Source organism: Streptomyces rimosus subsp. rimosus (genome assembly GCF_000720725.1).
In the GTDB taxonomy this organism is placed as follows: Bacteria; Actinomycetota; Actinomycetes; order Streptomycetales; family Streptomycetaceae; genus Streptomyces; species Streptomyces rimosus_A.
Genome location: NZ_JOCQ01000068.1, coordinates 18,346 through 44,550 on the forward strand (window position 1 = coordinate 18,346; position 26,205 = coordinate 44,550).

A 26,205-nucleotide genomic window follows, 5' to 3' on the forward strand; every position below is an offset into this window, starting at 1 on the left:
TCACATTCCTCGTCGCGGAGCCGGGCTGTGCGGTGCGCCGTCTCCGAGGCCGGCGGCCACCTCCCGCAGGAACGGGTTGGTGGCGCGCTCGTGGCCGATGGTGGTCTGGGGGCCGTGGCCGGACAGCACGACGGTCTCGTCCTGGAGCGGCAGGCACACGCGCTCCAGCGACCGCAGAATCTCGGCGTGGTCGCCGCCCGGCAGGTCGGTACGTCCGATGGAGCCGGCGAACAGCAGGTCGCCCGAGAAGAAGACCGGCGGAATGTCGGCCTGCTCGGGCATCCGGAAGGTCACCGACCCCTTGGTATGGCCCGGGGCGTGCGCGACCGAGAACTCCAGCCCGGCCAGCTCCAGCTTCGCGCCGTCGCCCAGCTCCTTGACGTCGTCCGGCTCCCCCACGGTCAGCTCGCCCATGAGCTGCTGCCCGATCGAGGCGCCGAGGGCCTTCTCCGGGTCGCTCATCATGTAGCGGTCCTCGGGGTGGATCCACGCGGGCACGTCGTGCGCGCCGCACACCGGGACGACCGAGGCGACATGGTCGATGTGGCCGTGGGTGAGGACCACGGCGACGGGCTTGAGCCGGTGCTTCTTCAGCGCTTCCTCGACACCCGGCGCGGCCCGGTGGCCCGGGTCGATGATCACGCACTCCTCACCCGCGGCCGGGGCGACCAGGTAACAGTTGGTCCCCCAGGCCCCGGCGGGGAACCCGGCAATGAGCACGTTCGTCCTCAACATTCGACAGCGGCGGACGGATCACCGACGGCGATCCGGAAGATTTCGGCTGTTCCAGAGCCTACCGGCGGCACTCCCGCCCCGGCGAACCCGTATACGGTACGGCCCACGGCCCACCTCAGCGCACACCTAGGAGACGACCGGTGGTCAGCAGCGATCAGCGGCGGCGGCAGCTCGCCCGCGAGAAGTACGAGCGCCAGCGGCAGCGGCGGGACGCGGCCCGGCGCAAGGCCAAGCGCCGCAACGTGATCGTCGCGTCGGCCGTGGCGGTCGCGCTGGCCGCGGGCGCGGCGGCGTACGCCTCGGTCGGGCTGGCCGGCGGCGGCGACAGCACCACGGACGCCGCGGCGCCGAGCCCCAGCAAGGCCGCCGACCCGTGCGGCAAGCCGGCCCCGGGCTCGCCCTCCAAGAAGACCTGGAAGAAGGAGCCGGAGATGTCCGTCGACACCTCCGCGGCGTACGCGATGAAGCTGGAGACGACCTGCGGCGACATCGGGATCAAGCTGGACGCCGCGAAGGCGCCGCACACCGTCAACTCCTTCAGTTTCCTGGCGGGCGAGAAGTTCCTCGACCACAGCAAGTGCCACCGGCTGGTCGACGAGGGCATCTACGTCCTGCAGTGCGGTGACCCGACCGGCACCGGCGCGGGCACGCCCGGCTACACGATCCCGGACGAGAACCTGAAGGACTCCAGGCTCAAGGGCGACGTCTACCCGGCGGGCACGGTCGCGATGGCCAACCGCTACGACGGCAAGGACGACAAGACCCGCAACAGCGGCGGCAGCCAGTTCTTCCTCGTCTACCAGGACAGCAAGCTGCCCCCGAACTACACACCCTTCGGGACGATCACCGAGGGCATGGACGTCCTGAAGAAGATCGCCGGGGCGGGCTCGACGCCCGATCCCTCGACGGGCAACACCGCGCCGAACGCGACGGTGGTGATCAACCGGGCGACCGTCGCGAAATCCTGACCCCGGTGCGCCCCGGGCGCGCCGGAGCCGCCCTTGCGGTGTGCGAACCGCGAAATTTCGGTCGCGCTGGATGCGGACAGCCGGCCCGCCGGTCGCCTAGATTGGCGTTGTGTAGGGTGCCTGCTCCGACGGCTGCCACCCGCACCCGCAAGACACCCGTCGGACCGGCCGGGGCGCTGCCCCGCCGGACAGAAACTGTGGACGATGCCGGGGGGCGACGCGCTCCCGTCGGCATCATGTGGAGGAGGCGCTGTGAGCAGCGACCCATGGGGCCGCGTCGACGAGACGGGGACCGTGTACGTGCGTACCGCCGACGGCGAGCAGGTCGTCGGATCGTGGCAGGCGGGAACCCCCGAAGAGGCCCTCGCCTACTTCGAGCGCAAGTATGAGGGCCTGGTCGTCGAGATCGGCCTCCTCGAACGGCGGGTCAGGACCACCGACCTGTCCGCCAAGGACGCGACGGCCGCCATCGGCCATCTGCGAGAGCAGGTCGACGAGCACCACGCGGTGGGCGACCTGGACGCGCTGCGCAAGCGGCTGGACCAGCTCGTCACCGATGTCGAGGCGCGCCGCGAGGAGCGCAAGGCCCAGAAGGCGCGGCAGAGCGACGAGGCCCGGGACGCCAAGGAGAAGCTGGTCGCCGAGGCCGAGGAGCTGGCGGCCAGCGAGCAGTGGCGGGCGGCCGGCGAGCGGCTGCGGGCCCTGGTGGACACCTGGAAGAGCCTGCCGCGCCTGGACCGCAAGTCCGACGACGAGCTGTGGCACCGCTTCTCGCACGCCCGCTCCGCGTTCTCCAAGCGGCGCAAGGCGCACTTCGCCTCGCTGGACGCGCAGCGCGAGGAGGCCCGTAAGGCCAAGGAGCGGCTGGTCGCCGAGGCCGAGGCGCTGTCCGGCTCGACGGACTGGGGGCCCACCGCGGCCCGCTACCGCGAGCTGATGGCGGACTGGAAGGCCGCGGGCCGCGCCCAGCGCGAGCACGAGGACGACCTGTGGAACCGCTTCCGCGGCGCCCAGGACATCTTCTTCCAGGCGCGCGGCGAGGTGTTCGCGGAGCGCGACGCCGAGCAGCGGGAGAATCTGACGCGCAAGGAGGAGCTGGTCGCCGAGGCCGAGAAGCTGCTCCCCGTCTCCGACCTGAAGGCGGCGCGGGCCGCGTTCCGTTCGATCAACGAGCGGTGGGAGGCCATCGGCCACGTGCCGCGGGACGCCCGCCCGAAGATCGAGGGCCGGATGCACGCCGTCGAGCGCGCCATCCAGGAGTCCGAGGAAGCCGAGTGGCGGCGCACGAACCCGGAGGCGCGGGCGCGGGCGGCCGGCCTGACCGGCCAGCTCCAGGACGCGGTCGACAAACTGCAGAAGCAGATCGACGCGGCCCGCGCGGCGGGCAACGACGCCAAGGCGGACAAGCTCGCCCGTGAGCTGGAGGGGCGCCAGGCGCTGCTGGACCAGGCGCTGAAGGGCCTTGAGGAGTTCGGCGGCTGACCAAAGCCACAAACGAGGGCCCCGGTACGAATCTTCGTACCGGGGCCCTCGTACGTGATCGCTACGGCCTGCGCGCCGACGTCACCCGGTACACGTCGTACACGCCCTCCACACTCCGCACCGCCTTCAGCACGTGCCCCAGATGCTTCGGGTCGCCCATCTCGAAGGTGAAGCGGGAGGTGGCCACCCGGTCGCGGGAGGTCTGGACGGCCGCGGACAGGATGTTGACGTGCTGGTCGGAGAGGATGCGGGTGACGTCCGACAGCAGGCGGGAGCGGTCCAGTGCCTCGACCTGGATGGCGACCAGGAACACCGAGGACTGGGTGGGCGCCCACTCGACGTCCAGGATGCGCTCCGGCTGCTTGGACAGCGAGTCGACGTTGACGCAGTCGGCGCGGTGCACCGAGACGCCGTTGCCGCGGGTGACGAAGCCGATGATCGGGTCGCCCGGCACCGGCGTACAGCAGCGGGCCAGCTTCACCCACACGTCCTCGACGCCCTTGACCACCACGCCCGGGTCGGCGCTGGAGCGCCGCTTGGAGCGCGGCCGGATCGGGGTGGACTCGGCGATGTCCTCGGTCGCCTCGTCCTGTCCGCCGAGCGCCTGGACCAGCTTCTGTACGACGCTCTGCGCCGTGACGTGGCCCTCGCCGATGGCGGCGTACAGGGACGAGATGTCCGGGTAGCGCATCTCGTGGGCGAGGGTGACCAGCGAGTCGCCGGTGAGGATGCGCTGGATCGGCAGGTTCTGCTTGCGCATCGCGCGGGCGATGGCGTCCTTGCCCTGCTCGATGGCCTCGTCCCGGCGCTCCTTGGAGAACCAGGCGCGGATCTTGTTGCGGGCGCGCGGCGACTTCACGAAGCCCAGCCAGTCGCGGGACGGTCCCGCGCCGGGCGCCTTGGAGGTGAAGACCTCCACCAGGTCGCCGTTGTCCAGGGTCGATTCGAGCGGTACGAGCCGCCCGTTGACCCGTGCGCCTATGGTCCGGTGGCCGACCTCGGTGTGCACCGCGTAGGCGAAGTCCACGGGGGTGGCACCGGCGGGCAGCGCTATCACGTCACCCTTCGGCGTGAAGACGAAGACCTCGTTGCGGGACAGGTCGAAGCGCAGCGACTCCAGGAACTCGCCCGGGTCCTCGGTCTCCTTCTGCCAGTCCAGCAGCTGGCGCAGCCACGCCATGTCGTTGACGGCATCGTCCTTGTTCTTCGGTACGTCGGTCCGCACCTTGGACGCCCCGGCGACGGCCTCCTGCTTGTACTTCCAGTGCGCGGCGATGCCGTACTCCGCGCGCCGGTGCATGTCGAACGTACGGATCTGCAGCTCGACCGGCTTGCCGCTGGGACCGATCACGGTCGTGTGCAGCGACTGGTACATGTTGAACTTGGGCATCGCGATGTAGTCCTTGAACCGCCCCGGGACCGGGTTCCACCGGGCGTGGACGGTGCCGAGCGCCGCGTAGCAGTCGCGGACGGTGTCGACGAGGACGCGGATGCCCACCAGGTCGTAGATCTCGGCGAAGTCGCGGCCCCGCACAATCATCTTCTGGTAGACGCTGTAGTAGTGCTTGGGCCGGCCGGTGACGGTGGCCTTGATGCGCGCCGCGCGCAGGTCGGCCTGGACCTCGTCGGTCACTATGGCCAGGTACTCGTCCCGCTTGGGGGCGCGCTCGGCGACGAGCCGCACGATCTCGTCGTACATCTTGGGGTAGAGGATCGCGAAGGCGAGGTCCTCCAGCTCCCACTTGATGGTGTTCATGCCCAGGCGGTGCGCCAGCGGAGCGTAGATCTCCAGCGTCTCGCGGGCCTTCTTCTCCTGCTTCTCGCGCTTGAGGTAGCGCATCGTGCGCATGTTGTGCAGCCGGTCGGCCAGCTTGATCACCAGGACCCGCGGGTCCTTGGCCATCGCCACGACCATCTTGCGCACGGTCTCGGCCTGCGCGGCCTCGCCGAACTTGACCTTGTCCAGCTTGGTGACGCCGTCCACCAGCAGCGCGACCTGGTCGCCGAAGTCGCGGCGCAGGGTGTCCAGGCCGTACTCGGTGTCCTCGACGGTGTCGTGCAGCAGGCCCGCCATGAGGGTGGCCGGATCCATGCCCAGCTCGGCGAGGATCGTGGTGACCGCGAGGGGGTGGGTGATGTACGGGTCGCCGCTCTTGCGCTTCTGGCCGCGGTGCCAGCGCTCGGCGACCTGGTAGGCGCGCTCGACCTGCCGCAGGGTGGCGGCCTCGATCTTCGGGTCGTTGCTGCGCACGATCCGCAGCAGCGGTTCGAGCACGGGGTTGTACGGGCTCTGCCGCTGCACGCCGAGGCGGGCCAGGCGGGCCCGTACCCGGTTCGAGGAGCCCGAACGGCCGGTGTAGACGGGCGGGGTGGGCTTGGCCGGTACGGGCGACGCGGCGGGCCGGACGGCGGGCGGCTGGGACCTGGGCACACCGGTGCCGTCGCTCGGCTGGTGCGCCTTCTGCGTTCCCGAGGCGGCCGCGTCCGCGGGGCCGGGCCGGTCCGGGTGGGCGGGCTGCGACGCCCCCGGGCGGAGTCCGGGAGAAAGCGGCTGGGCCTCGTCTGGCAAGAGCACTCCTCAAGAGGGTCCGGACCACAAGACCACGAACGGGTCGGGCTGCCATGGTATCGACCCCGGCGCCCGGGCTCTTCCGCGGCCGCCGGGTCCGCACATGACAGCAAAAGGGCACCCGGGTTTGTTCCGGATGCCCTTTTGCTCGCTTTTTGCGGAATTCGCGGTCGGACGGCGGCGGTGCGCTCACCTGCCGTACGGCCCGGCCGGAACCCCTCAGACCGTGATCAGCGCCTCCGTCGGAGCGCCCTTCAGGCCCGCCTCCAGCCGCTGCCGCCCGGCCAGGAAACCGAGCTCCAGCAGCACCGCGACACCCGCGACCTCGGCCCCGGCCCGCCGGATCAGCTCCAGCGACGCCTCGGCCGTCCCGCCGGTGGCCAGCACGTCGTCGATGACCAGCACCCGGTCGCCCGGCTTCAGGGCGTCGGCGTGCATCTCGATCTCGGCCGTGCCGTACTCCAGGTCGTACGCCTGCCGGAGCGTCGTCCCGGGCAGCTTGCCCGCCTTGCGTACGGGCACGAAGCCGATGCCGGCCCGTACGGCCACCGGAGCGGCCAGGATGAACCCGCGCGCCTCCAGGCCGACGACCTTGTCGGCCGCGTACTGCTCGCACAGCGCGGCGAACGCGTCGGTCAGCGCGCCGAAGGCGGCCGGGTCGGCGAGCAGCGGCGTGATGTCCTTGAAGACCACGCCGGGCTTCGGATAGTCGGGGACGTCGGCGATACGGCTGAGCAGCAGCTCCCGCAGGCCCTCGGGGGCGCTCACCGGCGCTTGCCCGACGGGCGGCCGCGGCCGCGGTTGCGGGCCGCGGGCTGGTTGCGCTGGCCGACCATGCCGGCCGCGGCCGCGTCCTCGGCGCCGTCCGCGTCCTGCGGCGCGTCCTCGTCCACGGCGTCCGCCGCGGCGTCCTCCCGGCGCTCCGGCGCGTCGGCCTTGGCGGCGGCCGCGGCACGCTTCGCGCGCACCCGCTTGGCCAGCGCCTTCATGGCGGGGTCGCGCTCCTTGAGGTCGGCGACCAGCGGGGTCGCGATGAAGATCGAGGAGTACGCGCCGGCCGCCAGGCCGACGAACAGGGCGAGCGAGATGTCGTTGAGCATCCCGGCGCCGAGCAGACCGCCGCCCACGAAGAGCAGACCGGCGACCGGCAGCAGCGCCACGACCGTGGTGTTGATGGAGCGCACCAGGGTCGAGTTGATGCTGCGGTTGGCCAGCTCGCTGTAGGTGAAGCGGGTCTGCTTGGTGGCGTCCCTGGACGCTTCCTTGAGGCTGTCGAAGACCACGACGGTGTCGTAGAGCGAGTAACCGAGGATGGTCAGCAGACCGATGACGGTGCCCGGGGTGACCTCGAAGCCGACCAGCGCGTACACGCCGACGGTGATCGTCAGGTCGTGGATCAGCGCGATCAGGGCCGCCAGCGCCATTCTCCACTCGAAGGCGATGGCCAGGTAGATCACCACGAGGATCATGAAGATCCCCAGGCCCATCCAGGCCTTGTTGGCGATCTCCTCACCCCAGCTGGGGCCGACCAGCTGGGTGTTGATGTCCTTGACCGGGACGTTCAGGTCCTTGGCCAGGGCCTCCTGCACCGGCACCGACTGCTCGGTGTCCAGCTCGCTGATCTGGATGCGCAGGCCGCCGCCGCCGAGCTTCTGCACGACGGCCTGGTGGCCCTCGGCCGCGGCCTCGGCCCTGTGCTCCGCCTCGGAGGAGGACACGCTCGTCTTCGGCGTGGTGAAGACCGCGCCGCCGGAGAACTCGATGCCCATGTTCAGGCCGCGCACCGCCAGGCCCACGATGGCCGTGATGGTGATCAGGATCGAGATGCCGTACCAGATCTTCCGCTTGCCGATGAAGTCGTAACCGACCTCACCGCGGTAGAGCCGGGCGCCGATGTTGCCGAGCTTCGACATCTCACGCCTCCTTCGTCTCGGTGGGGGCGGTGGTGCGACGGCGGCGCAGCGGCGGCTTGGCGCCCAGGCGCTTGGGGTCCAGCCCGGACCAGGGGTGGCCGCTCGCGAAGAACTTCCGCCGGGCCAGCAGCGTCATCAGCGGCTTGGTGAAGAAGAAGACCACGACGACATCCAGCAGAGTGGTCAGGCCCAGCGTGAACGCGAAGCCCTTCACCTTGCCGACGGTGACGATGAACAGCACGAACGCGGCCAGGAACGACACGAAGTCGGAGACCAGGATGGTGCGCCGGGCCCGCGGCCAGCCGCGTTCGACGGCCGGACGCAGCGTGCGGCCCTCGCGGATCTCGTCCCGGATGCGTTCGAAGTAGACGATGAAGGAGTCGGCCGTGATGCCGATGGCGACGATGGCGCCGCAGACGGCCGGCAGGTTCAACGCGAAGCCGATGGCCGGGCCCAGCAACGTCATGATCGCGTACGTCAGGACCGCGGAGACCCCGAGGCTCGCCAGCGCGACCAGCGCCAGCCCGCGGTAGTAGGCGACCAGGTAGATGACGACCAGCGCCAGGCCGATGGCGCCCGCGATCAGGCCCGCCTGGAGCTGCTCGCCGCCGAGCGCCGCGGTGACCGTGGTCTCGTCGGCGATCTTGAAGGAGAGCGGCAGGGCACCGTAGGACAGCATGTTCGCCAGGTCCTCGGCGGTCTGCTGGGTGAAGCCGCCGGAGATGGTGGCGCTGCCGCCGTTGAGCTGCTGGCTGACCCGCGGGTCGGAGACGACCGCGCCGTCCAGCACGATGGCGAACTGGTTCTGCGGCTGGGCCTTGGCGGCCAGCTTGCCGGTGATGTCGGCGAACTTCTTGCCGCCGGCGCCGGTGAAGTCCATCTGGACGATCCAGCCCTGGCCGCCCTGGCTGTCGAAGACCGCGGAGGCGTCCTTGACGTCGGTGCCCTCCACGCCGACCGGGCCCAGCACGTACTTCTGCGAGCCGTCGTCCTTGCAGGCCACGACCGGATCGGTGGGCTTGGTGTTGGCGGCCTTCTCACCGGCCTGCGAGCGCAGCTTGTCGGTGGAGCAGTCCAGGTCGGCGAGCTGCTTCTGCAGCGCGGCCGGGATCTCGTCGGCGCCCGTGGAGGGCTGCGGCGACGGGGAGCCGCTCGGCTTGGCCGAGGGGCTGCCGGAGACGCTGGGCGGGTCGGACGGGCCCTTCTTGAGGGCGCTGGTCACGGCGCGGCCCTGGGTGGTGTTGCTCGCGGACGGCGTCGCGGAGGGCTTCCCGTCCGCCTTGTCGCCGTCCTTCTTGTCGTCGCCCTTCTTCCCGTCGTCCTTCTTGCCGCTGCTCGCGGAAGGGCTGGGGGTCGGGGTGGCCGACGGCGTCTTCGTACCGGCGGTGGTGGTCAGCACCGGCCGGAAGCCGAGCTGAGCGGTGGTACCGACCTGCTGGCGGGCCTGTTTCGCGTCCGTCCCCTTGGGGATGTTGACGACGATGTGGTTGGTGCCCTGGGTCTGGACCTCGGCCTCGGACACGCCGAGACCGTTGACCCGCCGCTCCATGATGCCCGCGGCGGTCTTCATGTTGGTCTCGTTGATCGCGTTGGGCTTGCCCGGCATGTTGCGCGCCTGCAGCGTGAAGCTCGTACCGCCGGCGAGGTCGATGCCCAGCCGGGGCGTCGAGGTGCCGGAGATGAACATCCCCGCGATCAGCGCCACCATGGCGATCATGATCAGGACCAGGGTGCGCCCCGGCCTTCCCTGACCCCCAGGAGACCTGCGGCCCTTTTTCGGTGCTGCCACCTTCTCGTATCTCCCTGTCCAACCGCCCGGCACGGTGCCGTGCCGGGCGGCCACGAAGTGTAGTGGGGACGTGCCCCCGCCGGAGCCTAGACCGTCCGGGAACCGCGGTGCACCGCTCGGACGGCGCGCCGCGGTTCCGTCGGCGCGTGGCTACTTCGCGTCGGCGCCGCCGTCCTTCTTGTCGGCCTTGCCCGCCTGCGTGCCGGTGCCGGCCTCGTCGGCGTCCTCGGCCTTGCCGGCGTCCTTCGCGTCCTTGACGTCCTCGACGTCCTTCGCGTCGGCGGCGGGCTCGGACTTGGAGAGGTCGGCCTTCGGCGACTTGTCCAGGTTCGCGGGCTTGTCGTCGGAGGTGGTGGCGGAGGCGGAGGTGGCGCCCTCGGTCAGCGAGGAGGCGTCGTCCGGAACGACCGGGTGGTCCTTGCCCTCGGCACCGTCGAGGATGCGGTTGTACTCCTCGTCCGCGAGGACCGCGCCGACGGCGTTCTTGGCGTAGAGGGCGTGCACGCCCGGGGCCACCTCCAGGAGGACGGTGTCGTCGTGGATCTCCTTGACGGTGGCGTACATGCCCCCAATCGTCCGGACGCCGGTGCCGGGCTGCATCTCGTCGCGCATCTGGGCCGCCTGCTGCTGCTTCTTCTTGGCGGACCGGGTCATCAGGAACATGGCCCCGATGAGGACGATGAAGGGGAGGAGAGTCACGATACTCACGGGACGGAAATCCTTCGCACGACCGCGGCGCGGCGGTCTGATATACGGGGGTGGGAATGCCGGACCATACGGTCGGCATCGGCGGAGTCTAAGCGAGTCCGCACCAGTGGAACAACGCCCAGCATGGCACCGCGGTTCCTGACCCGGCGAGTCCCCGCGCCGTCACGCCCCGAAGAGGCCCTGCTGCCCGGCGCCCCCCGCCTGCTGGTGTGGCGGGGTCAGACCCAGGTGGGCCCACGCGGCGGGGGTGGCGATGCGGCCCCGGGGCGTACGGGCGAGCAGGCCCTCCCGTACGAGGAAGGGCTCGGCCACCTCCTCGACCGTCTCCCGCTCCTCCCCCACCGCGACCGCCAGGGTGGACAGGCCCACCGGGCCGCCGCCGAACAGCTTGAGCAGCGCGGTCAGCACCGCACGGTCCAGGCGGTCCAGGCCGCGGACGTCGACCTCGTAGACGTCCAGGGCCTGGGCGGCGGTCTCGCGGGTGACCACGCCGTCCGCCTTGACCTGGGCGTAGTCGCGCACGCGGCGCAGCAGACGGTTGGCGATACGGGGGGTGCCGCGGGAGCGGCCGGCGATCTCCGCGGCGCCGTCCGCCTCTATGTGGACGTCGAGGAGTCCGGCGGAGCGGTGGATGACGCGTTCCAGTTCGCCGGGGGCGTAGAACTCCATGTGGGCGGTGAAGCCGAAGCGGTCGCGCAGCGGCGGGGGCAGCAGACCGGCCCGGGTGGTGGCGCCGACCAGGGTGAAGGGCGGCAGCTCCAGGGGGATGGCGGTGGCTCCGGGGCCCTTGCCGACGATCACGTCGACGCGGAAGTCCTCCATGGCCATGTAGAGCATTTCCTCGGCGGGCCGGGACATCCGGTGGATCTCGTCGAGGAAGAGCACCTCGCCCTCCTGGAGGGAGGACAGGATCGCGGCGAGGTCGCCGGCGTGCTGGATGGCGGGGCCCGAGGTGATGCGGATCGGGGCGCCCATCTCGGCGGCGATGATCATGGAGAGGGTGGTCTTGCCGAGGCCGGGGGCGCCGGAGAGCAGCACATGGTCGGCGGTGGCGCCGCGGGCGCGGGCCGCGCGCAGGACCAGGTCGAGCTGTTCGCGCACCCGCTCCTGGCCCACGAACTCCGCCAGGTCCTTGGGGCGCAGGGCGGCCTCGACCGCGGTGTCCTCGCCGTCCGCGTCGGGCCCCACCAGCCGGTCGCGCTCGTCCGTACCGCCCTGGAGCGGGCCGGCCGCGGTCTCGGTGGGCTCGTCCCAGTTCACTGCGTCCTGCCTCACGTGGTCGTACCGGCTCGGTCGGCCGGCTGCGCGTCGCGGTTCTTACGGGGGTGGCCGACGGCGTCGGCCCGGGCTCGCACCGGGCTCACCGGGCCCGGTTCAGCGACTGGAGGGCCGCCTTGAGCAGCTGCGACACCTGCGGTGCCGCGCCCTCGGCGAGCGCCGCCTCGGCCTGCGGCGCGACGGCGGCCACCGCCTCGTCGGCTTCACGGGTGGCGTACCCGAGGCCGATCAGCGCGGCGTGCAGCTGATCGCCCCACCCGGCCGTCACGGCGCTGCCGACGCCCGCGGCGCCCGTGCCGACGGGTGCGCCGAGCCGGTCCTTCAGCTCCAGCAGCAGCTTCTGGGCGCCCTTCTTGCCGATGCCGGGCACGGCCGTGAGCGTCTTCTCGTCGCCGTTGGCGACGGCGAGCCGCAGCGTGTCCGGGGAGTGCACGGCGAGCATGGCCTGCGCCAGGCGCGGGCCCACTCCGCTGGCGGTCTGGAGGAGTTCGAACGTCTGGCGCTCGTCGTCGTCGGCGAAGCCGTACAGGGTGAGGGAGTCTTCCCGTACGACGAGGGAGGTGGCCAGTTTGGCCTGCTGGCCGACGCGCAGGCCGGACAGGGTGCCCGGGGTGCACTGCACGGCCATGCCGATGCCGCCGACCTCCACGACGGCGGTGTCCGGGGCCAGGGCCGCGACCGGGCCGGAGAGGAAGGCGATCATCGGGTGCCCTTCTGGGGTGCTTCGGACCGGAGTCCGGGAGCGCGTGCGGGGATGCGTCGGGTGGCGGCGGGCGCCGGGCGGGCCCGGGCGGCGGCCTGGGCCTGCTGGAGGCGGTTGGCCGCGTGGGCCTGCTGGAGGCGATTGACGGCGGGGGCGCGCCAGATGTGGCAGATGGCCAGCGCGAGCGCGTCCGCCGCGTCGGCCGGCTTGGGCGGCGCGTCCAGCCGGAGGAGCCGGGTGACCATCGCGCCGACCTGCGCCTTGTCGGCGCGGCCCGACCCCGTCACGGCGGCCTTGACCTCGCTGGGGGTGTGCAGCGCGACGGGCAGTCCGCGGCGCGCGGCGCACAGCATCGCGACGGCGCTGGCCTGGGCGGTGCCCATGACCGTACGGACGTTGTGCTGGCTGAAGACGCGCTCGACGGCGACGCAGTCGGGCCGGTGCTCGTCCAGCCAGGTCTCTATGCCGCCCTCGATGAGCACCAGGCGGTGCGCGATGTCGGCGTCGGCGGGCGTCCGTACGACGCCGACGCCGGCCATCGTCAGCGGACGGCCCGCGACGCCGTCGACCACGCCGACGCCGCAGCGGGTCAGCCCCGGGTCCACCCCCAGCACCTTCATCGGCCCGCTCCCCCACTTCTGCCTTGTGCACCAGCTGTTCGACGCGGGGCCGGGTAACCCCTGATCAGCACAGTATCGGCTGCCACTGACAACGCAGAACGGGCCGGCGGGGTGTGTCCCCGCCGGCCCGCCGGCACGTGCGCGGCCGTCCGCCCGTCAGGCGTCGACCTTGGCCATGACCTCGTCCGAGACGTCGAAGTTGGCGAAGACGTTCTGCACGTCGTCGCTGTCCTCCAGCGCGTCGATCAGCTTGAAGATCTTGCGCGCGCCCTCTTCGTCCAGCTCGACCTGCATGGTCGGCACGAAGTTGGTGTCGGCCGAGTCGTAGTCGATGCCCTCCTTCTGGAGCGCGGTGCGGACCGCGACCACGTCGGTGGCCTCGCTGAGCACCTCGAAGGACTCACCGAGGTCGTTGACCTCCTCGGCGCCGGCGTCCAGGACCGCGCCCAGCACGTCGTCCTCGGTCAGCTCGCCCTTGGGGACGATCACCACGCCCTTGCGGTTGAACAGGTACGACACCGAGCCCGGGTCGGCCATCGAGCCGCCGTTGCGGGTCATGGCCACGCGGACGTCCGAGGCGGCACGGTTGCGGTTGTCGGTAAGGCACTCGATGAGCACCGCGACACCGTTGGGGCCGTAACCCTCGTACATGATCGTCTCGTACTCGGCACCGCCGGCCTCCAGGCCGCCGCCGCGCTTGATCGCCGAGTCGATGTTCTTGTTCGGGACCGACTGCTTCTTCGCCTTCTGGACGGCGTCGTAGAGCGTCGGGTTACCGTCCAGGTCGACGCCGCCCATGCGGGCCGCGACCTCGATGTTCTTGATCAGCTTCGCGAAGAGCTTGCCGCGCTTGGCGTCGATCACGGCCTTCTTGTGCTTCGTCGTAGCCCATTTAGAGTGGCCGGACATCCGCCTGTCTCCTTCGCGTAACCAGATTGAGAAACGAACGCCACAGATCCTACCGGGACGGGATCGGGCCGCCGCACACACGAGGGCGGCGGCCCCGGCCCGGCGGGACCGTCAGGCCCGGCGCACCATGTCCACGAAGGACGCGTGCACCCGGTGGTCGCCGGTGAGTTCCGGGTGGAAGGACGTGGCGAGGACGTTACCCTGCCGGACCGCCACCGTGTGCCCGTCGTACGTGGCCAGTACCTCGACGGCGGCGCCCGTCGACTCCACCCAGGGCGCCCGGATGAAGACGCCCTCGACCGGTCCGCCCTCGACGCCGGCCATCTCGACGGCCGCCTCGAAGGACTCGTTCTGCCGTCCGAACGCGTTACGGCGCACGATCATGTCGATGCCGCCCAGGGTCTCCTGGTCCGCGCGCCCGTCCAGCAGCTTGTCCGCCAGCATGATCATGCCCGCGCAGGTGCCGTAGACCGGCTTCCCGGAGCGTACGAACGCGCGCAGCGGCTCCAGCATGCCGAAGACGACCGCCAGCTTCGACATGGTCGTCGACTCGCCGCCCGGTATGACCAGGCCGTCGGCCTCGTCCAGTTCCTCGGGCCGGCGCACCGGCCGGGCCAGGGCGTCCGCGGTGGCCAGCGCCGTCAGGTGCTCGCGCACGTCGCCCTGGAGGGCCAGCACGCCGATGGTGGGGTTACTCATCCGTCCGTCGCTCTCCCGCTCGCCGTCGCCTCGTGTCCGGGCCCGTTCACCAGCCGCGGTTGGCGTAGCGCTCCGCCTCGGGGAGGGTGTCGCAGTTGATGCCGACCATGGCCTCGCCCAGGTTGCGGGAGACGTCCGCGACGACCTTCGGGTCGTCGTAGAAGGTGGTGGCCTTGACGATGGCGGCGGCGCGCTTGGCCGGGTCGCCGGACTTGAAGATGCCGGAGCCCACGAAGACGCCCTCGGCGCCGAGCTGGCGCATCAGCGCGGCGTCGGCCGGGGTGGCCACACCGCCCGCGGAGAACAGCACGACCGGCAGCTTGCCCAGCTCGGCGACCTCCTTGACCAGCTCGAACGGGGCGCGCAGCTCCTTGGCGGCGGCGTACAGCTCGTTGTTGTCACAGCCGCGCAGCTTGGCGATCTCGCCCTTGATCTGGCGCAGGTGGCGCACCGCCTCGACGACGTTGCCGGTGCCGGCCTCGCCCTTGGAGCGGATCATGGCGGCGCCCTCGGCGATCCGGCGCAGGGCCTCGCCCAGGTTGGTGGCGCCGCAGACGAACGGCGTGGTGAAGGCCCACTTGTCGGAGTGGTTGACCTCGTCGGCCGGGGTGAGGACCTCGGACTCGTCGATGTAGTCGACACCGAGCGACTGCAGGACCTGGGCCTCCACGAAGTGGCCGATGCGGGACTTGGCCATGACGGGGATGGACACCGCGTCGATGATCCCGTCGATCATGTCCGGGTCGGACATGCGGGCCACGCCGCCGTCCTTGCGGATGTCCGCGGGGACCCGCTCCAGGGCCATGACCGCGACGGCGCCGGCGTCCTCGGCGATCTTCGCCTCTTCCGGCGTGACGACATCCATGATCACGCCGCCCTTGAGCTGCTCGGCCATGCCGCGCTTGACTCGGGCGGTTCCGGTCTCGGGCGTACCGGCGGGAGCGGTGGCGGGCGTGGCGTTGGGCGTGGTGGACACGGTATGACCTCACTCGATGCAGGCGGATGTACTCCGCCGCCCACAAAACCGTTTGCCCCGGGCCACTGAAAAGGGCCAATTACCAGGCGGTGGCTCGTGCGGCCCGCGGGCGCCGGAACCAGGCCCCCAGATCAACGGCCTCCCGAACGGTCCCCGAAACCGGCCGGCGGCTCGTCATCCATCTCGAACGCCATCGGGAACGGCGCGTGGCCCGCGAGACGGAACCAGCGCACCACCCGGTGCCGGCGTACGGCGCGGGCCGCCCGCACGGAGTCGTTGTGGAACCGCCGCGCCATCGGCACGCGGCGCACCGCCGCCGTCAGCTCAGTGACCGTCTGCTCACCGCCGGGCGCCTCCCGTACGGCCTCCAGCTGCCCCTCGTCGTCGAAGACCGCGCGCAGCGCCTGGCTCAGCCCGCTCTCGGCGACCTCCCGCTGCTCCTCGGCCGCCTGCCGCGCCTCGTGGGCCGCCTCGTAGAGCACGATCGACGCGGCCGGGTCGAGGAGGCCCGACGTCCCCAGTTCCTGGGCCACCGAGGCCCGGCGCAGCAGCTGCGCGTCCAGCGCCGCGCGGGCCGCGTCGATGCGGGCGTGCAGACGGTCCAGCCGCCCCGCGGTCCAGCTCAGATAGACGCCGATGACGACGAGGGCGGCCGCGATCCAGATCAAAGTGGTCACGCCGGGTCACAGTACCGGCCCACCCGCGGTCAACCCGTGGGTGGACGCCGGTGCTGGACGTACGGGTGGAGGCGGCGTCCCCGGGAACCCACCCGTACTCCGATCCGCCCGACGGCCCCCGTCCCTAGCGTTTTCCGTACAGGGCAAGCCCGATTCCCTCCCACACCGAACAGGAGGCCGTCCCGTGTCACAGCCCGAACGGCACCGCGGCCGCGGCCCCTGGGGCCCGCTGACCCGCTCCGTCACCATCAACGCCGTACTGCCCCTCGCGCTCTTCTACATCCTGCGGGCACGCGGCGCCGAACAGTGGCTGGCGCTCCTGCTCAGCAGCGCGGTCCCGGCCCTGCGGGTGGCCTGGTCCCTGGCCGCCCGCCGCCGGGCGGACAGCATCGACCTGTTCGTCGCCGGCCTGCTCGCCGTCTCCGCCGCCACCTCACTGATCAGCGGCAGCCCACGCGTACTCCTGCTCAAGGACGTGGGCATGTCGCTGGCCCTGGGCGCGTGGATAGCCGGCTCACTGCTGGCCCGGCGCCCGTTCGCCTACCACTTCGGCATCCGACTCGGAGGCGAAGCAGCGGCGGCCGAACGCGACCACCTGTGGCAGACAACCCCCGCCCTACGCCGAGAACTACGCAAACTCACCGCGATATGGGGCGGCGGCCAGCTCTTCGACGCGGCCGTGAGCACCATCACGGCCCTGACACTCCCCGTGGACGTGGTCCCCTTGATCGGCCGCTGCCAGACAGTGGTCGTACTGGGCGCCACCGTACTGATCACACTCCGCCGCGCCCGCCGCTTCCGCGCCCGGTACGGGATGTCCCTGCTGGGTACTCGCAGCACGACAGCACCACCCAAGCCCCAGGACACGCCCGTGGCACCCACGCTCACGCGGACCTGACCACCTGGTGGGCGCGCACCAGGCTTCCTTCAACCTCCCCCACCGGCCCGCACTCGCCCAACCGACGGGGGCGTGTAGGGGGCCATCCCCGCAGGCGACCGAGGCCCCGGCCGCGAATGAACACAAGGTCGCGTCCCCGGCAACGAGGAGTTGGCCTTCTGCGCGCCCCCGCCCCACGACCAAGCAAATGCGCATCCGCGCGAAGCGCGGGCCAGGCACCCCACCTACTCCCGAGCCGCCCCCCACCGCCCCCGCAGCCCCGTCCGCTCATCCGTAGCCACCGCCGCCGCCCCCGCGGCAACCGTCTCGTACACCGCGAGGATGTCGGCACCGACAGTGGACCAGTCGAACCGCCGCACGTGACGGCTGCCGCGCTCGCGCAGTTCGGCCAGCCGCGCCGGATCGCCGAGGAGCCGCACCGCCGCGGCGGCCAGCGCCTCCGCGTCCTCGTTGGCGAACAGCTCGCCCGCCTCCCCCTGATCCAGCACCTGCGCGAACGCGTCGAGGTCACTGGCCAGCACCGGCGCCCCCGCCGACATCGCCTCGACGAGGATGATGCCGAACGACTCGCCGCCGGTGTTGGGCGCGACGTACAGGTCCACGCTGCGCAGCAGCCGCGCCTTGTCCTCGTCGCTGACCATGCCGAGGAACTCCACCCGCGAGCGCAGCTCGGCGGGCAGTTCCGCGACGGCCTCCTCCTCGTCGCCGCGGCCCGCGACCAGCAGCCGCGCGTCCGGCACCGCGGCGAGGATCCCCGGCAGCGCCCGCATCAGGACGGGCAGGCCCTTGCGGGGCTCGTCGATGCGCCCTATGAAGCCGATGGTGCGGCCCTGCCACTCCTCCCGCGGCTCGGCCCGGGCGAAGAAGTCCACGTCCACGCCGTTGGGGATGACCACCGCGTCGCCGCCGAGGTGTTCGACCAGGGTGCGCCGGGCGTACTCGCTCACCGCGATCCGCGCGCTGATCTTCTCCAGCGCGGGCTGCAGGATCGGATACGCCGCGATCATGACCCGGGAGCGCGGGTTGGAGGTGTGGAAGGTGGCCACGATCGGGCCCTGCGCCGCCCAGCAGGCGAGCAGTCCGACCGACGGCGTGCCGGGTTCGTGGATGTGGATGACGTCGAAGGCGCCGTCGTGCAGCCAGCGGCGGACCCGGGCGGCCGACAGGAAGCCGAAGTTGAGCCGGGCGACCGAGCCGTTGTACCGCACGGGTACGGCACGTCCGGCGGAGACCACGTACGGCGGCAGCGGTGTCTCGTCGTCCGCCGGGGCGAGTACGGACACCTCGTGCCCCAGCCGGATCAGGTGCTCGGCCAGGTCCCGCACATGGAACTGGACGCCGCCGGGGACGTCCCACGAATACGGGCAGACGATCCCGATCCTCAAGGCTGCTCCGTTCGCAGGGCGTCGGCGGGGGACGCGGCGGGGGCCGGGGCGGGCCGGCGCGGCTCCAGGTCACCGAGCCACAACCGCTGCAGCATATGCCAGTCCTCCGGATGATCGGCGATGCCGGAGGCGAACGCGTCGGCCATCCCCTGCGTCATGGCGGCGGCCTTCTCCGCCCGGGTACCGGTCTGCGGCACCTCGATCTCCGGGTGCACCCGCCCCTGCAGGACGGGGCTCCCGTCGTACCACAGGGTGACCGGCAGCAGCATCGCCCCGGTCTGCACCGCGAGCATCGCGGGCCCGGCCGGCATCTTCGCCGCCTCGCCGAAGAACTTCACCTCGATGCCGGAGGCGGACAGGTCCCGGTCGGCGACCAGGCAGACCAGGCCGCCCGCCCGCAGCCGCCGGGCGAGGGTGCCGAACGCGGCGCCGCCGGTGTGCGGCAGCACCTCCATGCCCAGGCCCTCGCGGTAGGCGACGAACCGGTCGTAGAGCGACTCGGGCTTGAGGCGTTCGGCGACGGTGGTGAAGGGCACGCCCAGCTTGGTGGTGACCCAGGCGCCGGCGATGTCGTAGTTGCCCATGTGCGGCAGGGCGAGGATCACGCCGCGGCCGCTCTTGAGCCCCTCCTCCAGGTGGTGCACGTCCGCCGGGGCGAAGCCGTTCCTTATCCGCTCCTTGCTCCAGACCGGCAGCCGGAAGGATTCCAGCCAGTAGCGCAGGTAGGAGCGCATCCCGGCCCGGGACAGCTGGGCGAGCCGCTGCGGCGTGGCGTCCGGCACCACCCGCGCGAGGTTCGCCTCCAGGCGCAGCACGCCCTTGCCGCGCCGCTTCCACACCGCGTCGGCGATCCGCCGGCCCAGTGCGTTGGCGGCCGGTTCGGGCAGTCTCTTCACCGCGCTCCAGCCCAGGGCGTACGCCCGGTCGGTCAGCTGCTCACGGTCGATGGTCGGGCGCTTCACGCGCTGTTCCCCCCTTGTGCGATGGCGTCGGCCTCGGCGGACTCCCGGCGTACGGTCACCACGCGCTGGGCGAGGGTGACCGCGCTGCCGACGGCCACCACCCACAGCGCGACCGGCAGCAGGTACTGCACGCCGGGCACCCCGAAGGCGTGCAGCCCGGCGAGGCCGGCCGCGACCAGCGTGATGACGAGCCGCTCGGCCCGCTCCACGAGTCCGTTGACGTTCACCGGCAGTCCGATGCTCTCGCCCCGGGCCTTGGTGTACGAGACCACCTGCCCGCTGGCCAGGCAGAAGATCGCCACCGCGCAGAGCCACAGGCTGTCGCCGGCCCCCGCGTACCAGAGCGCCAGCCCGCCGAAGATCGCCGAGTCGGCGACCCGGTCGAGGGTGGAGTCGAGGAAGGCCCCCCAGCGGCTGGAGCGGCCCAGCTGCCGCGCCATGTTGCCGTCCACCAGGTCGGAGAAGACGAAGAGCGTGATGACGATGGTGCCCCAGAAGAACTCGCCGAGCGGGAAGAAGACCAGGGCCCCCGCCACCACACCCCCCGTGCCGACGAGGGTGACCGCGTCCGGGCTGACCCCGAGGCGGATGAGCAGGGCGGCGAATGGCGTGAGGACACGCGTGAAGAATGCACGCGCGTACGTGTTCAGCATGGCCTTCCCGAAAGGTCGATACGGGCCGCGCGGTCAAGGGGCCACCGGCTGGCCCATCGTAGCCAGGCGGCACCCGCGTACCGCGAACGCACCACGGCCCGGGGCACTGCCGGTGACCGGCCAGGACGGCGCCGCGGCGGCCGTCGCGCCGCCGGGGTGCGGGGCGTCACACCGCGGGGCGCGGACGGTCGCACCGCCGCGGGCGCGCCGTACGGCGCGTCCCGCAAGATCCCTGATCGTCCCTTGTGCGATGTATGGACGTGCCATGACCAGGGTGGAAAGCTCGAACCACCGCAAAGTGTCGACCGGGAGGCGAGACACATGGGCGAGAAGAGGACACATCCAGGAGCCGCCGGCAGGGCGACATCGGCCGACCAGCCCACGTCCCTGAGGAATGTGGTGCTGGTCGGCCACAGTGGTGCGGGGAAGACGACGCTGGTGGAGGCGCTGGCGCTGGCGACCGGCGCGGTCAACCGGGCGGGCCGGGTCGAGGACGGCGGCTGCCTGTCGGACTACGACGAGATCGAACACCGGCAGCAGCGGTCGGTACAGCTGTCCCTGGTCCCGGTGGACTGGGGCGGCATCCGGATCAATTTGCTGGACACCCCCGGGTATGCCGACTTCGTCGGGGAATTGAGGGCCGGTCTGCGGGCAGCGGACGCGGCCCTCTTCGTCGTCTCGGCGGCGGACGGGGTGGACGGCGCGACCCGTATGGTCTGGGACGAGTGCGCCGCGGTGGGCATGCCGCGCGCGCTGGTCGTCACCCACCTGGAAGCGGCCCGCGCGGACTTCGACCAGATGACCCGGCTGTGCGGCAGCACGCTGGGCGGCGACGACCCGGACGCCGTGCTCCCCCTGTACCTGCCGCTGTACGGCACGGCGGGCGCCGACGGCCACGCCCCCGTGCACGGACTGATCGGCCTGCTCACCCAGCGGGTCTTCGACTACTCCTCCGGCGAACGTATCGAGCGCGCGCCGGAGGCCGACGAGCTGCCGCTGATCGAGGAGGCCCGCAACCGGCTCATCGAGGGCATCATCGCCGAGAGCGAGGACGAGTCCCTGATGGACCGCTATCTGGCGGGCGAGGACATCGACCTGAAGACGCTCGTCGGGGATCTGGAGACGGCGGTCGCGCGCGGGACCTTCCACCCCGTGCTCGCCGCGGCGCCGGCCGCCGAGGGCGCCCGGCAGGGGCTGGGAACCATCGAGCTGCTCGACCTGATCGCCCGCGGCTTCCCCACCCCCGCCGAGCGTGAGGCCCCCGCCGTCACCACCCCCGACGGCAAGCCGCGCCCCGCGCTGACCTGCGACCCGGCCGGCCCGCTGGTCGCCGAGGTGGTCAAGACCTCCTCCGACCCGTACGTCGGCAGGCTCTCGCTGGTACGGGTCTTCTCCGGCACCCTGCGCCCGGACGAGACGGTGCACGTGTCCGGGCACGGCCTCACGGACCGGGGCCACGAGGACCACGACGTGGACGAGCGGATCGGCGCGCTGTCCGCCCCGTTCGGCAAGGCCCAGCGCTCGCTGACCAGGGCGATCGCCGGTGACCTGGCCTGTGTGGCGAAGCTGACCCGCGCGGAGACCGGCGACACGCTCTCCGACAAGGACGCGCCGCTGCTGATGGAGCCGTGGTCCATGCCGGACCCGCTGCTGCCGGTGGCCATCCAGGCGCACAGCAAGGCGGACGAGGACAAGCTGTCGCAGGGCCTGTCCCGCCTGGTCGCCGAGGACCCGACGATGCGCCTGGAGCACAACCAGGGCACCCATCAGGTCGTGCTGTGGTGCCTGGGCGAGGCCCATGTGGACGTGGCGCTGGAGCGGCTGCGGTCGCGCTACGGCGTACAGGTCGACACCGTGCCGTACAAGGTCCCGCTCCGCGAGACCTTCGGCGACAAGGCGGCGGGCCGGGGGCGGCACGTGAAGCAGTCCGGCGGGCACGGCCAGTACGCGATCTGCGAGATCGAGGTGGAGCCACTGCCCGGCGGCAGTGGCATCGAGTTCGTGGACAAGGTGGTGGGCGGCGCGGTGCCCCGGCAGTTCATCCCGTCCGTCGAGAAGGGCGTACGGGCCCAGGCGGCGCGCGGGGTGGCGGCCGGGTATCCGCTGGTCGACGTCCGGGTCACGCTGCTGGACGGCAAGGCCCACTCGGTCGACTCCTCGGACGCCGCGTTCCAGACGGCGGGCGCCCTGGCGCTGCGCGAGGCCGCCTCGGACGCCCGTATCCACCTGCTGGAGCCGGTGGCCGAGGTGACCGTCCTGGTGGCGGACGAGTACGTCGGCGCGGCGATGAGCGATCTGTCCGGGCGGCGCGGCCGGGTGGTGGGCACCGAGCAGGCCGGGCACGGCCGCACCCTCGTACGGGCCGAGGTGCCGGAGATCGAGATCAGCCGGTACGCCGTGGACCTGCGCTCCCTCTCGCACGGCACCGGGCGCTTCCACCGGTCCTACGCGCGGCACGAGCCGATGCCGCCGCAGCTCGCCGCGCGGCTGCGGGAGCAGGAGGACGACGGCTCGTGAGGCCTGGCCGGCCGTCGGCCCCTCGGCACTTCCCGGGCGGCCGTCGGCCGGTAGGCTGTGATCGCAGCTCAGAAGGTGTGCGATCGGCGGTAGTTGGGAAGAAGGCCGCAGCAGCGGATGCGTGCGGGCGATGGGGGCGGCAGTGGCAGCAGACGGCTTCGACTTCAGTCCCGGGGCACAGGTCCCGCTGTCCGGCGGTGCCGGGCAGACCGCGGCCACCCAGGCGCTGGCCTCGGCGGCGTACCGGGACAATCCGCTCGCCGACATCGCGAAGGCGGACTCCGACACCGCGAAGTCGACGATCAAGCCGCCCAAACTCTCCCTTTTCGAGCCGAACTTGGGTGAGGCGTTCTCCCGCGCGCTGCAACTGCGGATGCTCGGCGGGGCCCGCGGCGCGCTCATCCAGTCCTTCGGCATCGAACCGCAGACGGTCGTCGAGCACTGCCTGGCGGCCAGCCGCATCCGCAAGATCCGGGACGTCAAACTGACCGTCATCATGCTGGTCTTCGGGCTGCTCTTCCTGCCCGGCGTGCTGCTGTGGCTGGGCGCCTTCCAGCTCAAGAAGCTGCTCGCCAGGGCGCAGGGCACCGGCACCTCGGCGCTCGGCGTGGCGCTGATGATCGCGATGGCCGGGCTCGCCGTGCTGTTCCTGGTCAAGCTGCCGTTCACCGGCTTCTGGTCGGTGTATCTGCGGGCCATGGTCGTGGTGCCGGTGATCGGCTGGTGGTGGGCGAAGCGGATCAGCGAGGCCACCGCGCGGGACCTGCGGGACGCCTGGAAGGGCCTGCTCGAAGGCGGCGGCGTGGGCGCCAAGATCCCCGAGGCGGTGCCCCGCGACCCGAACGAGACCGCCGCCGAGCAGATGCGCCAGAACCTGGCCAAGCTCACCGCCGAGCAGCAGAGCAACGTCGCCTTCTACGCGGGCCCCAACGGCATACTCGGCATGGGCACCCGCTGGGGCAGCTGGCAGATGGCCGAGGAACTGCGGCCCGTCGACGAGGGCGGCGAGATCAACCCGTTCCGCAGCTACGATGTCATCCGCGCCATCCACGACCGGCTGCGCCTGCTGGAGCGCAGCCCGCTGCACACCGGCGGCTTCAAGGACGCCCCTTCCGTACGCCACTGGATCGTGGTGCCGGTCGGCGAGAAGGCCGGTTCGGTCTCCCGCCCCTCGGGCACGGAGGTGGAGGCGTTCCAGGTCCGCGGCCACGAGATAGAGCGGATCTGCAACGAGCAGCAGTTCGGCGCCGGCAGCCGGCACTACCTCGGTGTGCAGTTCGTGCTGTGGGACGGCCAGCTGGTGATAACGCTGCTGATCACCGTCACCGTGCTGCACGAGACGCTGCGCGTCGAGGTCACCGGGCACGCCCTCGGCCCGGTCAACCCGCTGTTCACCTCCAAGCCCTCGCCGAAGACCAAGAGCGTCTCCAAGACGGTCAAGTTCTGGGAGACCAAGTCCGTGAACCTGCCGCTGGTCAACGCGAGCGAGGTGGTGCGCCTCGCCGCCCGCGCCCCGCTGACCTGGTTCCCCGGCTTCCTGGAGTTCCTGGGCGGGAAGCTGACCCTGCCGGAGCCGTTCGGCCTGCGGCACGCCTGGGCCGACAAGCCCTGGCGGCACCGCTTCATGGCCGACGACGCGCTGCGCGCCGCGACGCCGGTACTGCGCGTGGTGCACTCCGCCGCGCTGGGCGTGCTCAAGGAGAACGGCGTGGACATCGCGCGCTTCGACAGCCGTTCGCTGGTGCTGAGCGGTCAGGTGCAGGCGGCGGAGCCGAAGAAGGCGGACGAGTACCACGCGTAGCCGCCGGTCGCGGCGGGCGGCCGGCGACTTCGGCCGGGCCCGCCACCCGCGGCACCGCCTACCGGAAGATCCCCGTGTGCCCCAGTGAATACCGCCCCGGCTGCGGATAGACCGCCAGTCCGTGCGGCCCCTCCCCCACCGGGATCTTGGCCAGCGTCTTCCCCGTCCGGGTGTCCATCGCGTAGACCTCGGAGTTGTAGCGGCCGGAGAGCCAGAGCACCTTGCCGTCGGCGGAGACGCCGCCCATGTCGGGGCTGCCGCCGCCGGGGATGTGCCACTTGTCCACGAGCTTGCCGCTCTTGAAGTCGAGCAGGGACACCGAGCCCTCGCCGCGGTTGGAGATGTACATCGTCCTGGAGTCGCGGCTGACGTAGAGCCCGTGGGCGCCCTTGCCGGTCGGCATCAGCCGGGGCTGTTCGAATGTGTCGCCGTTCAGCACCCACATGCCGTCGGCCATCATGTCCGCGACGTACCAGGTCCGCCCGTCCGGCGAGATCTTCACGTCCTGCGGCATCGCGCCCCGGAACGGCAGTTTCTGCTGCCCGATGACCTTCATCTTCTCGGTGTCGACCTTCAGCAGCTCGGCGGAGAACTCGCAGGAGACGATGAAGTACTTGCCGTCCGCCGAGAAGTCCGCGTGGTTGACGCCCGCGCAGGTCACCGGGACGGTCTTGCGCACCTCCATGGTCTTCGGGTCGCGGAAGACCAGCTCCTTGTCCATGGAGGCCATCACGACCGCGTACTTGCCGTTCGGCGTGAAGTAGAGGTTGTAAGGGTCGTGCACGTCCACCGCCCCGCCGGACCGGCCGGTCGCCGGGTCGATCGGCGTCAGGTCGTGGCCGCGGTTGTTGTTCACCCACAGCGTCTTCATGTCCCACGACGGGACGACGTGCTGCGGCTGCACGCCCACCGGGATGGTCTCGATGACCTTGTACGTCTTGGGGTCGATGACGCTCACCGTGTCGGAGCCGGTGTTCGGCACGTACACCCGCGAGGGGAAGTCCTTGACCTGCGGCGCCAGTTTGCCGGGGCGGTCCGCCGCGTACAGGTCGTGCTCGTCCAGCAGCGGCGGCATGCCCGGCAGCAGGGGCCGGGCGGCCTTCGCGGGCGAGGCCGGGGCCGAGGCGCCGGGGCTGTGGCGGGCGGCCTTCGTCCCGCCGTCACCACACCCCGCCGCCGCCAGTGCGCAGGCGACGGCCAGCAGCGCGGCCCGGCGGCCGCCGCGTACACGCTTCGGGTCTTGGATACGGGTGCGGTCAGCCATCAGGTCACAAGCTCCGTTGTCGTCACCGCGCGCAGTCCGCGCCGGTGCAGGCCGTCGAGGATCGGGGGCAGCGCGGCAACCGTGCCGGGGTGCCCGAGGTGGAGGCTCACGATGGATCCGGCACGGGTCCGGTCCAGTACGGTGCGCCGGACGGCGGGAGCGCCCGGGTCGTCCGCGTCGAGGGAGTCGACGTCGTAGGAGAGGACGTGCGGGTATCCGGCCCGGCGGGCCAGCCGGATCACCAGCTCGGTGGCGTACTGCGCGCGGGAGGGCCGGAACCAGCTGCCGATCGTGCCGGTCAGCGCGCGCAGCCGCTGTGCACAGCCGGTGATCTCGGCGTACGCGGCGTCCGCCGGCAGGGCGCAGATGTCGAGGTGGCGCAGGGTGTGGTTGCCCAGCTCGTGGCCGCCGTCGAGGATGCGGCGGGCCATCGCGGGCTGCTCGTCGAGCCAGCTGCCGACGGCCAGTACGGTCACCCGGGCGCCGGCCCGCTCGGCCTCGCCGAGCAGCGCGGTGGCCGTCTTCGGGTCGCCCTGGCCGTGGAAGGTGAGGGCGACCGCGCTGCCGCGCGGCGGGCCGTGCTGGATCTGTACGGGCAGGCCGGGGGCGCGGGTCGGCGGCCGGGCGGCGCCCGGACCCGAGGGGCGCGCCCCCGGGGCCGGCGGGCCGGTGCCGCCCGGCGACGGGGAGCCGGAGGCC

23 protein-coding genes are annotated in these 26,205 nt (G+C 71.8%); 5 read left to right on the plus strand and 18 right to left on the minus strand.

Annotated features, from left to right (window positions below):
- On the minus strand, positions 1-720 hold the full coding sequence (locus tag IH45_RS0128925; RefSeq protein WP_030674869.1) for an MBL fold metallo-hydrolase: 720 nt from the start codon (positions 718-720) through the stop codon (positions 1-3).
- A 155-nt stretch (positions 721-875) separates the two neighbouring features.
- Between IH45_RS0128925 and IH45_RS0128930 the strand changes: the two genes are divergently transcribed.
- Both IH45_RS0128930 and IH45_RS0128935 read left to right on the plus strand, forming a co-directional pair.
- Complete coding sequence (locus IH45_RS0128930; RefSeq protein ID WP_030674872.1) at positions 876-1,703, plus strand: peptidylprolyl isomerase; 828 nt, start codon at positions 876-878, stop codon at positions 1,701-1,703.
- Between the two features lie 252 nt (positions 1,704-1,955).
- Complete coding sequence (locus IH45_RS0128935) at positions 1,956-3,185, plus strand: DUF349 domain-containing protein (RefSeq protein WP_030674875.1); 1,230 nt, start codon at positions 1,956-1,958, stop codon at positions 3,183-3,185.
- A gap of 61 nt (positions 3,186-3,246) precedes the next feature.
- On the opposite strand, the gene IH45_RS0128940 is transcribed toward IH45_RS0128935, so the two are convergent.
- The 12 genes from IH45_RS0128940 to IH45_RS0128995 all read right to left on the minus strand — a co-directional run bounded on the left by IH45_RS0128940 (position 3,247) and on the right by IH45_RS0128995 (position 16,026).
- Positions 3,247-5,754, minus strand: a complete 2,508-nt coding sequence (locus IH45_RS0128940; protein WP_030674878.1) for a RelA/SpoT family protein — start codon at positions 5,752-5,754, stop codon at positions 3,247-3,249.
- A gap of 219 nt (positions 5,755-5,973) precedes the next feature.
- Positions 5,974-6,522 carry an adenine phosphoribosyltransferase gene (locus IH45_RS0128945; protein ID WP_030674881.1) on the minus strand — a complete coding sequence of 183 codons (549 nt, stop codon included), beginning with the start codon at positions 6,520-6,522 and terminating at the stop codon, positions 5,974-5,976.
- Entirely contained in the window at positions 6,519-7,667 is a 1,149-nt protein-coding gene (secF, locus tag IH45_RS0128950; protein ID WP_030674885.1) for a protein translocase subunit SecF, read from the minus strand. Before secF ends, IH45_RS0128945 begins: the two co-directional genes overlap by 4 nt.
- A gap of 1 nt (position 7,668) precedes the next feature.
- The gene (gene secD, locus IH45_RS0128955) at positions 7,669-9,456 is read right to left on the minus strand and encodes a protein translocase subunit SecD (RefSeq protein WP_030674888.1); all 1,788 of its coding nucleotides are present in this window, start codon (positions 9,454-9,456) and stop codon (positions 7,669-7,671) included.
- 150 nt (positions 9,457-9,606) lie between these two features.
- A complete protein-coding gene (yajC, locus tag IH45_RS0128960; protein WP_030674891.1) occupies positions 9,607-10,164 on the minus strand; it encodes a preprotein translocase subunit YajC in 558 nt (185 codons plus the stop codon).
- Positions 10,165-10,326: 162 nt separating this feature from the next.
- Positions 10,327-11,355: a Holliday junction branch migration DNA helicase RuvB gene (gene ruvB / locus IH45_RS0128965; RefSeq protein ID WP_050515265.1), complete on the minus strand. Its 1,029-nt coding sequence runs from the start codon at positions 11,353-11,355 to the stop codon at positions 10,327-10,329.
- A 169-nt stretch (positions 11,356-11,524) separates the two neighbouring features.
- Positions 11,525-12,145, minus strand: coding sequence for a Holliday junction branch migration protein RuvA (gene ruvA, locus IH45_RS0128970; protein ID WP_030674897.1), 621 nt, complete (start codon positions 12,143-12,145; stop codon positions 11,525-11,527).
- Complete coding sequence (gene ruvC / locus IH45_RS0128975; protein ID WP_030674900.1) at positions 12,142-12,765, minus strand: crossover junction endodeoxyribonuclease RuvC; 624 nt, start codon at positions 12,763-12,765, stop codon at positions 12,142-12,144. The genes ruvA and ruvC overlap by 4 nt, the downstream gene beginning before the upstream one ends.
- Before the next feature lie 156 nt (positions 12,766-12,921).
- A complete protein-coding gene (locus tag IH45_RS0128980; RefSeq protein WP_030674903.1) occupies positions 12,922-13,674 on the minus strand; it encodes a YebC/PmpR family DNA-binding transcriptional regulator in 753 nt (250 codons plus the stop codon).
- A 111-nt stretch (positions 13,675-13,785) separates the two neighbouring features.
- Complete coding sequence (gene pdxT / locus IH45_RS0128985; RefSeq protein ID WP_030674905.1) at positions 13,786-14,373, minus strand: pyridoxal 5'-phosphate synthase glutaminase subunit PdxT; 588 nt, start codon at positions 14,371-14,373, stop codon at positions 13,786-13,788.
- 46 nt (positions 14,374-14,419) lie between these two features.
- Positions 14,420-15,349 carry a pyridoxal 5'-phosphate synthase lyase subunit PdxS gene (gene pdxS, locus IH45_RS0128990; RefSeq protein ID WP_030674906.1) on the minus strand — a complete coding sequence of 310 codons (930 nt, stop codon included), beginning with the start codon at positions 15,347-15,349 and terminating at the stop codon, positions 14,420-14,422.
- A gap of 131 nt (positions 15,350-15,480) precedes the next feature.
- Entirely contained in the window at positions 15,481-16,026 is a 546-nt protein-coding gene (locus IH45_RS0128995) for a membrane protein (protein ID WP_030674908.1), read from the minus strand.
- 184 nt (positions 16,027-16,210) lie between these two features.
- Between IH45_RS0128995 and IH45_RS0129000 the strand changes: the two genes are divergently transcribed.
- Complete coding sequence (locus IH45_RS0129000; protein ID WP_063763066.1) at positions 16,211-16,924, plus strand: VC0807 family protein; 714 nt, start codon at positions 16,211-16,213, stop codon at positions 16,922-16,924.
- A gap of 224 nt (positions 16,925-17,148) precedes the next feature.
- Here IH45_RS0129000 and IH45_RS0129005 read toward each other — a convergent pair whose 3' ends face one another.
- The 3 genes from IH45_RS0129005 to pgsA are packed head-to-tail and all read right to left on the minus strand — an operon-like array spanning position 17,149 to position 19,924.
- Positions 17,149-18,309 (minus strand): glycosyltransferase family 4 protein, encoded by a 1,161-nt coding sequence (locus IH45_RS0129005; protein ID WP_030674915.1) that lies wholly within the window; start codon positions 18,307-18,309, stop codon positions 17,149-17,151.
- Entirely contained in the window at positions 18,306-19,271 is a 966-nt protein-coding gene (locus IH45_RS0129010) for a phosphatidylinositol mannoside acyltransferase (RefSeq protein ID WP_030674918.1), read from the minus strand. The genes IH45_RS0129005 and IH45_RS0129010 overlap by 4 nt, the downstream gene beginning before the upstream one ends.
- Complete coding sequence (pgsA, locus tag IH45_RS0129015; protein ID WP_003984818.1) at positions 19,268-19,924, minus strand: phosphatidylinositol phosphate synthase; 657 nt, start codon at positions 19,922-19,924, stop codon at positions 19,268-19,270. The genes IH45_RS0129010 and pgsA overlap by 4 nt, the downstream gene beginning before the upstream one ends.
- 321 nt (positions 19,925-20,245) lie before the next feature.
- Here pgsA and IH45_RS0129020 point away from each other — a divergent pair, with 321 nt between their 5' ends.
- On the plus strand, positions 20,246-22,441 hold the full coding sequence (locus IH45_RS0129020; protein ID WP_030674920.1) for an elongation factor G-like protein EF-G2: 2,196 nt from the start codon (positions 20,246-20,248) through the stop codon (positions 22,439-22,441).
- Between the two features lie 130 nt (positions 22,442-22,571).
- The gene (locus IH45_RS0129025) at positions 22,572-24,242 is read left to right on the plus strand and encodes a hypothetical protein (RefSeq protein ID WP_030674923.1); all 1,671 of its coding nucleotides are present in this window, start codon (positions 22,572-22,574) and stop codon (positions 24,240-24,242) included.
- Positions 24,243-24,300: 58 nt separating this feature from the next.
- Here IH45_RS0129025 and IH45_RS0129030 read toward each other — a convergent pair whose 3' ends face one another.
- Positions 24,301-25,506, minus strand: a complete 1,206-nt coding sequence (locus IH45_RS0129030) for a YncE family protein (protein ID WP_030674928.1) — start codon at positions 25,504-25,506, stop codon at positions 24,301-24,303.
- On the minus strand, positions 25,506-26,205 hold a 700-nt coding region (locus tag IH45_RS0129035), incomplete at its 5' end, for a polysaccharide deacetylase family protein (RefSeq protein ID WP_030674931.1). The genes IH45_RS0129035 and IH45_RS0129030, both read right to left, overlap by 1 nt.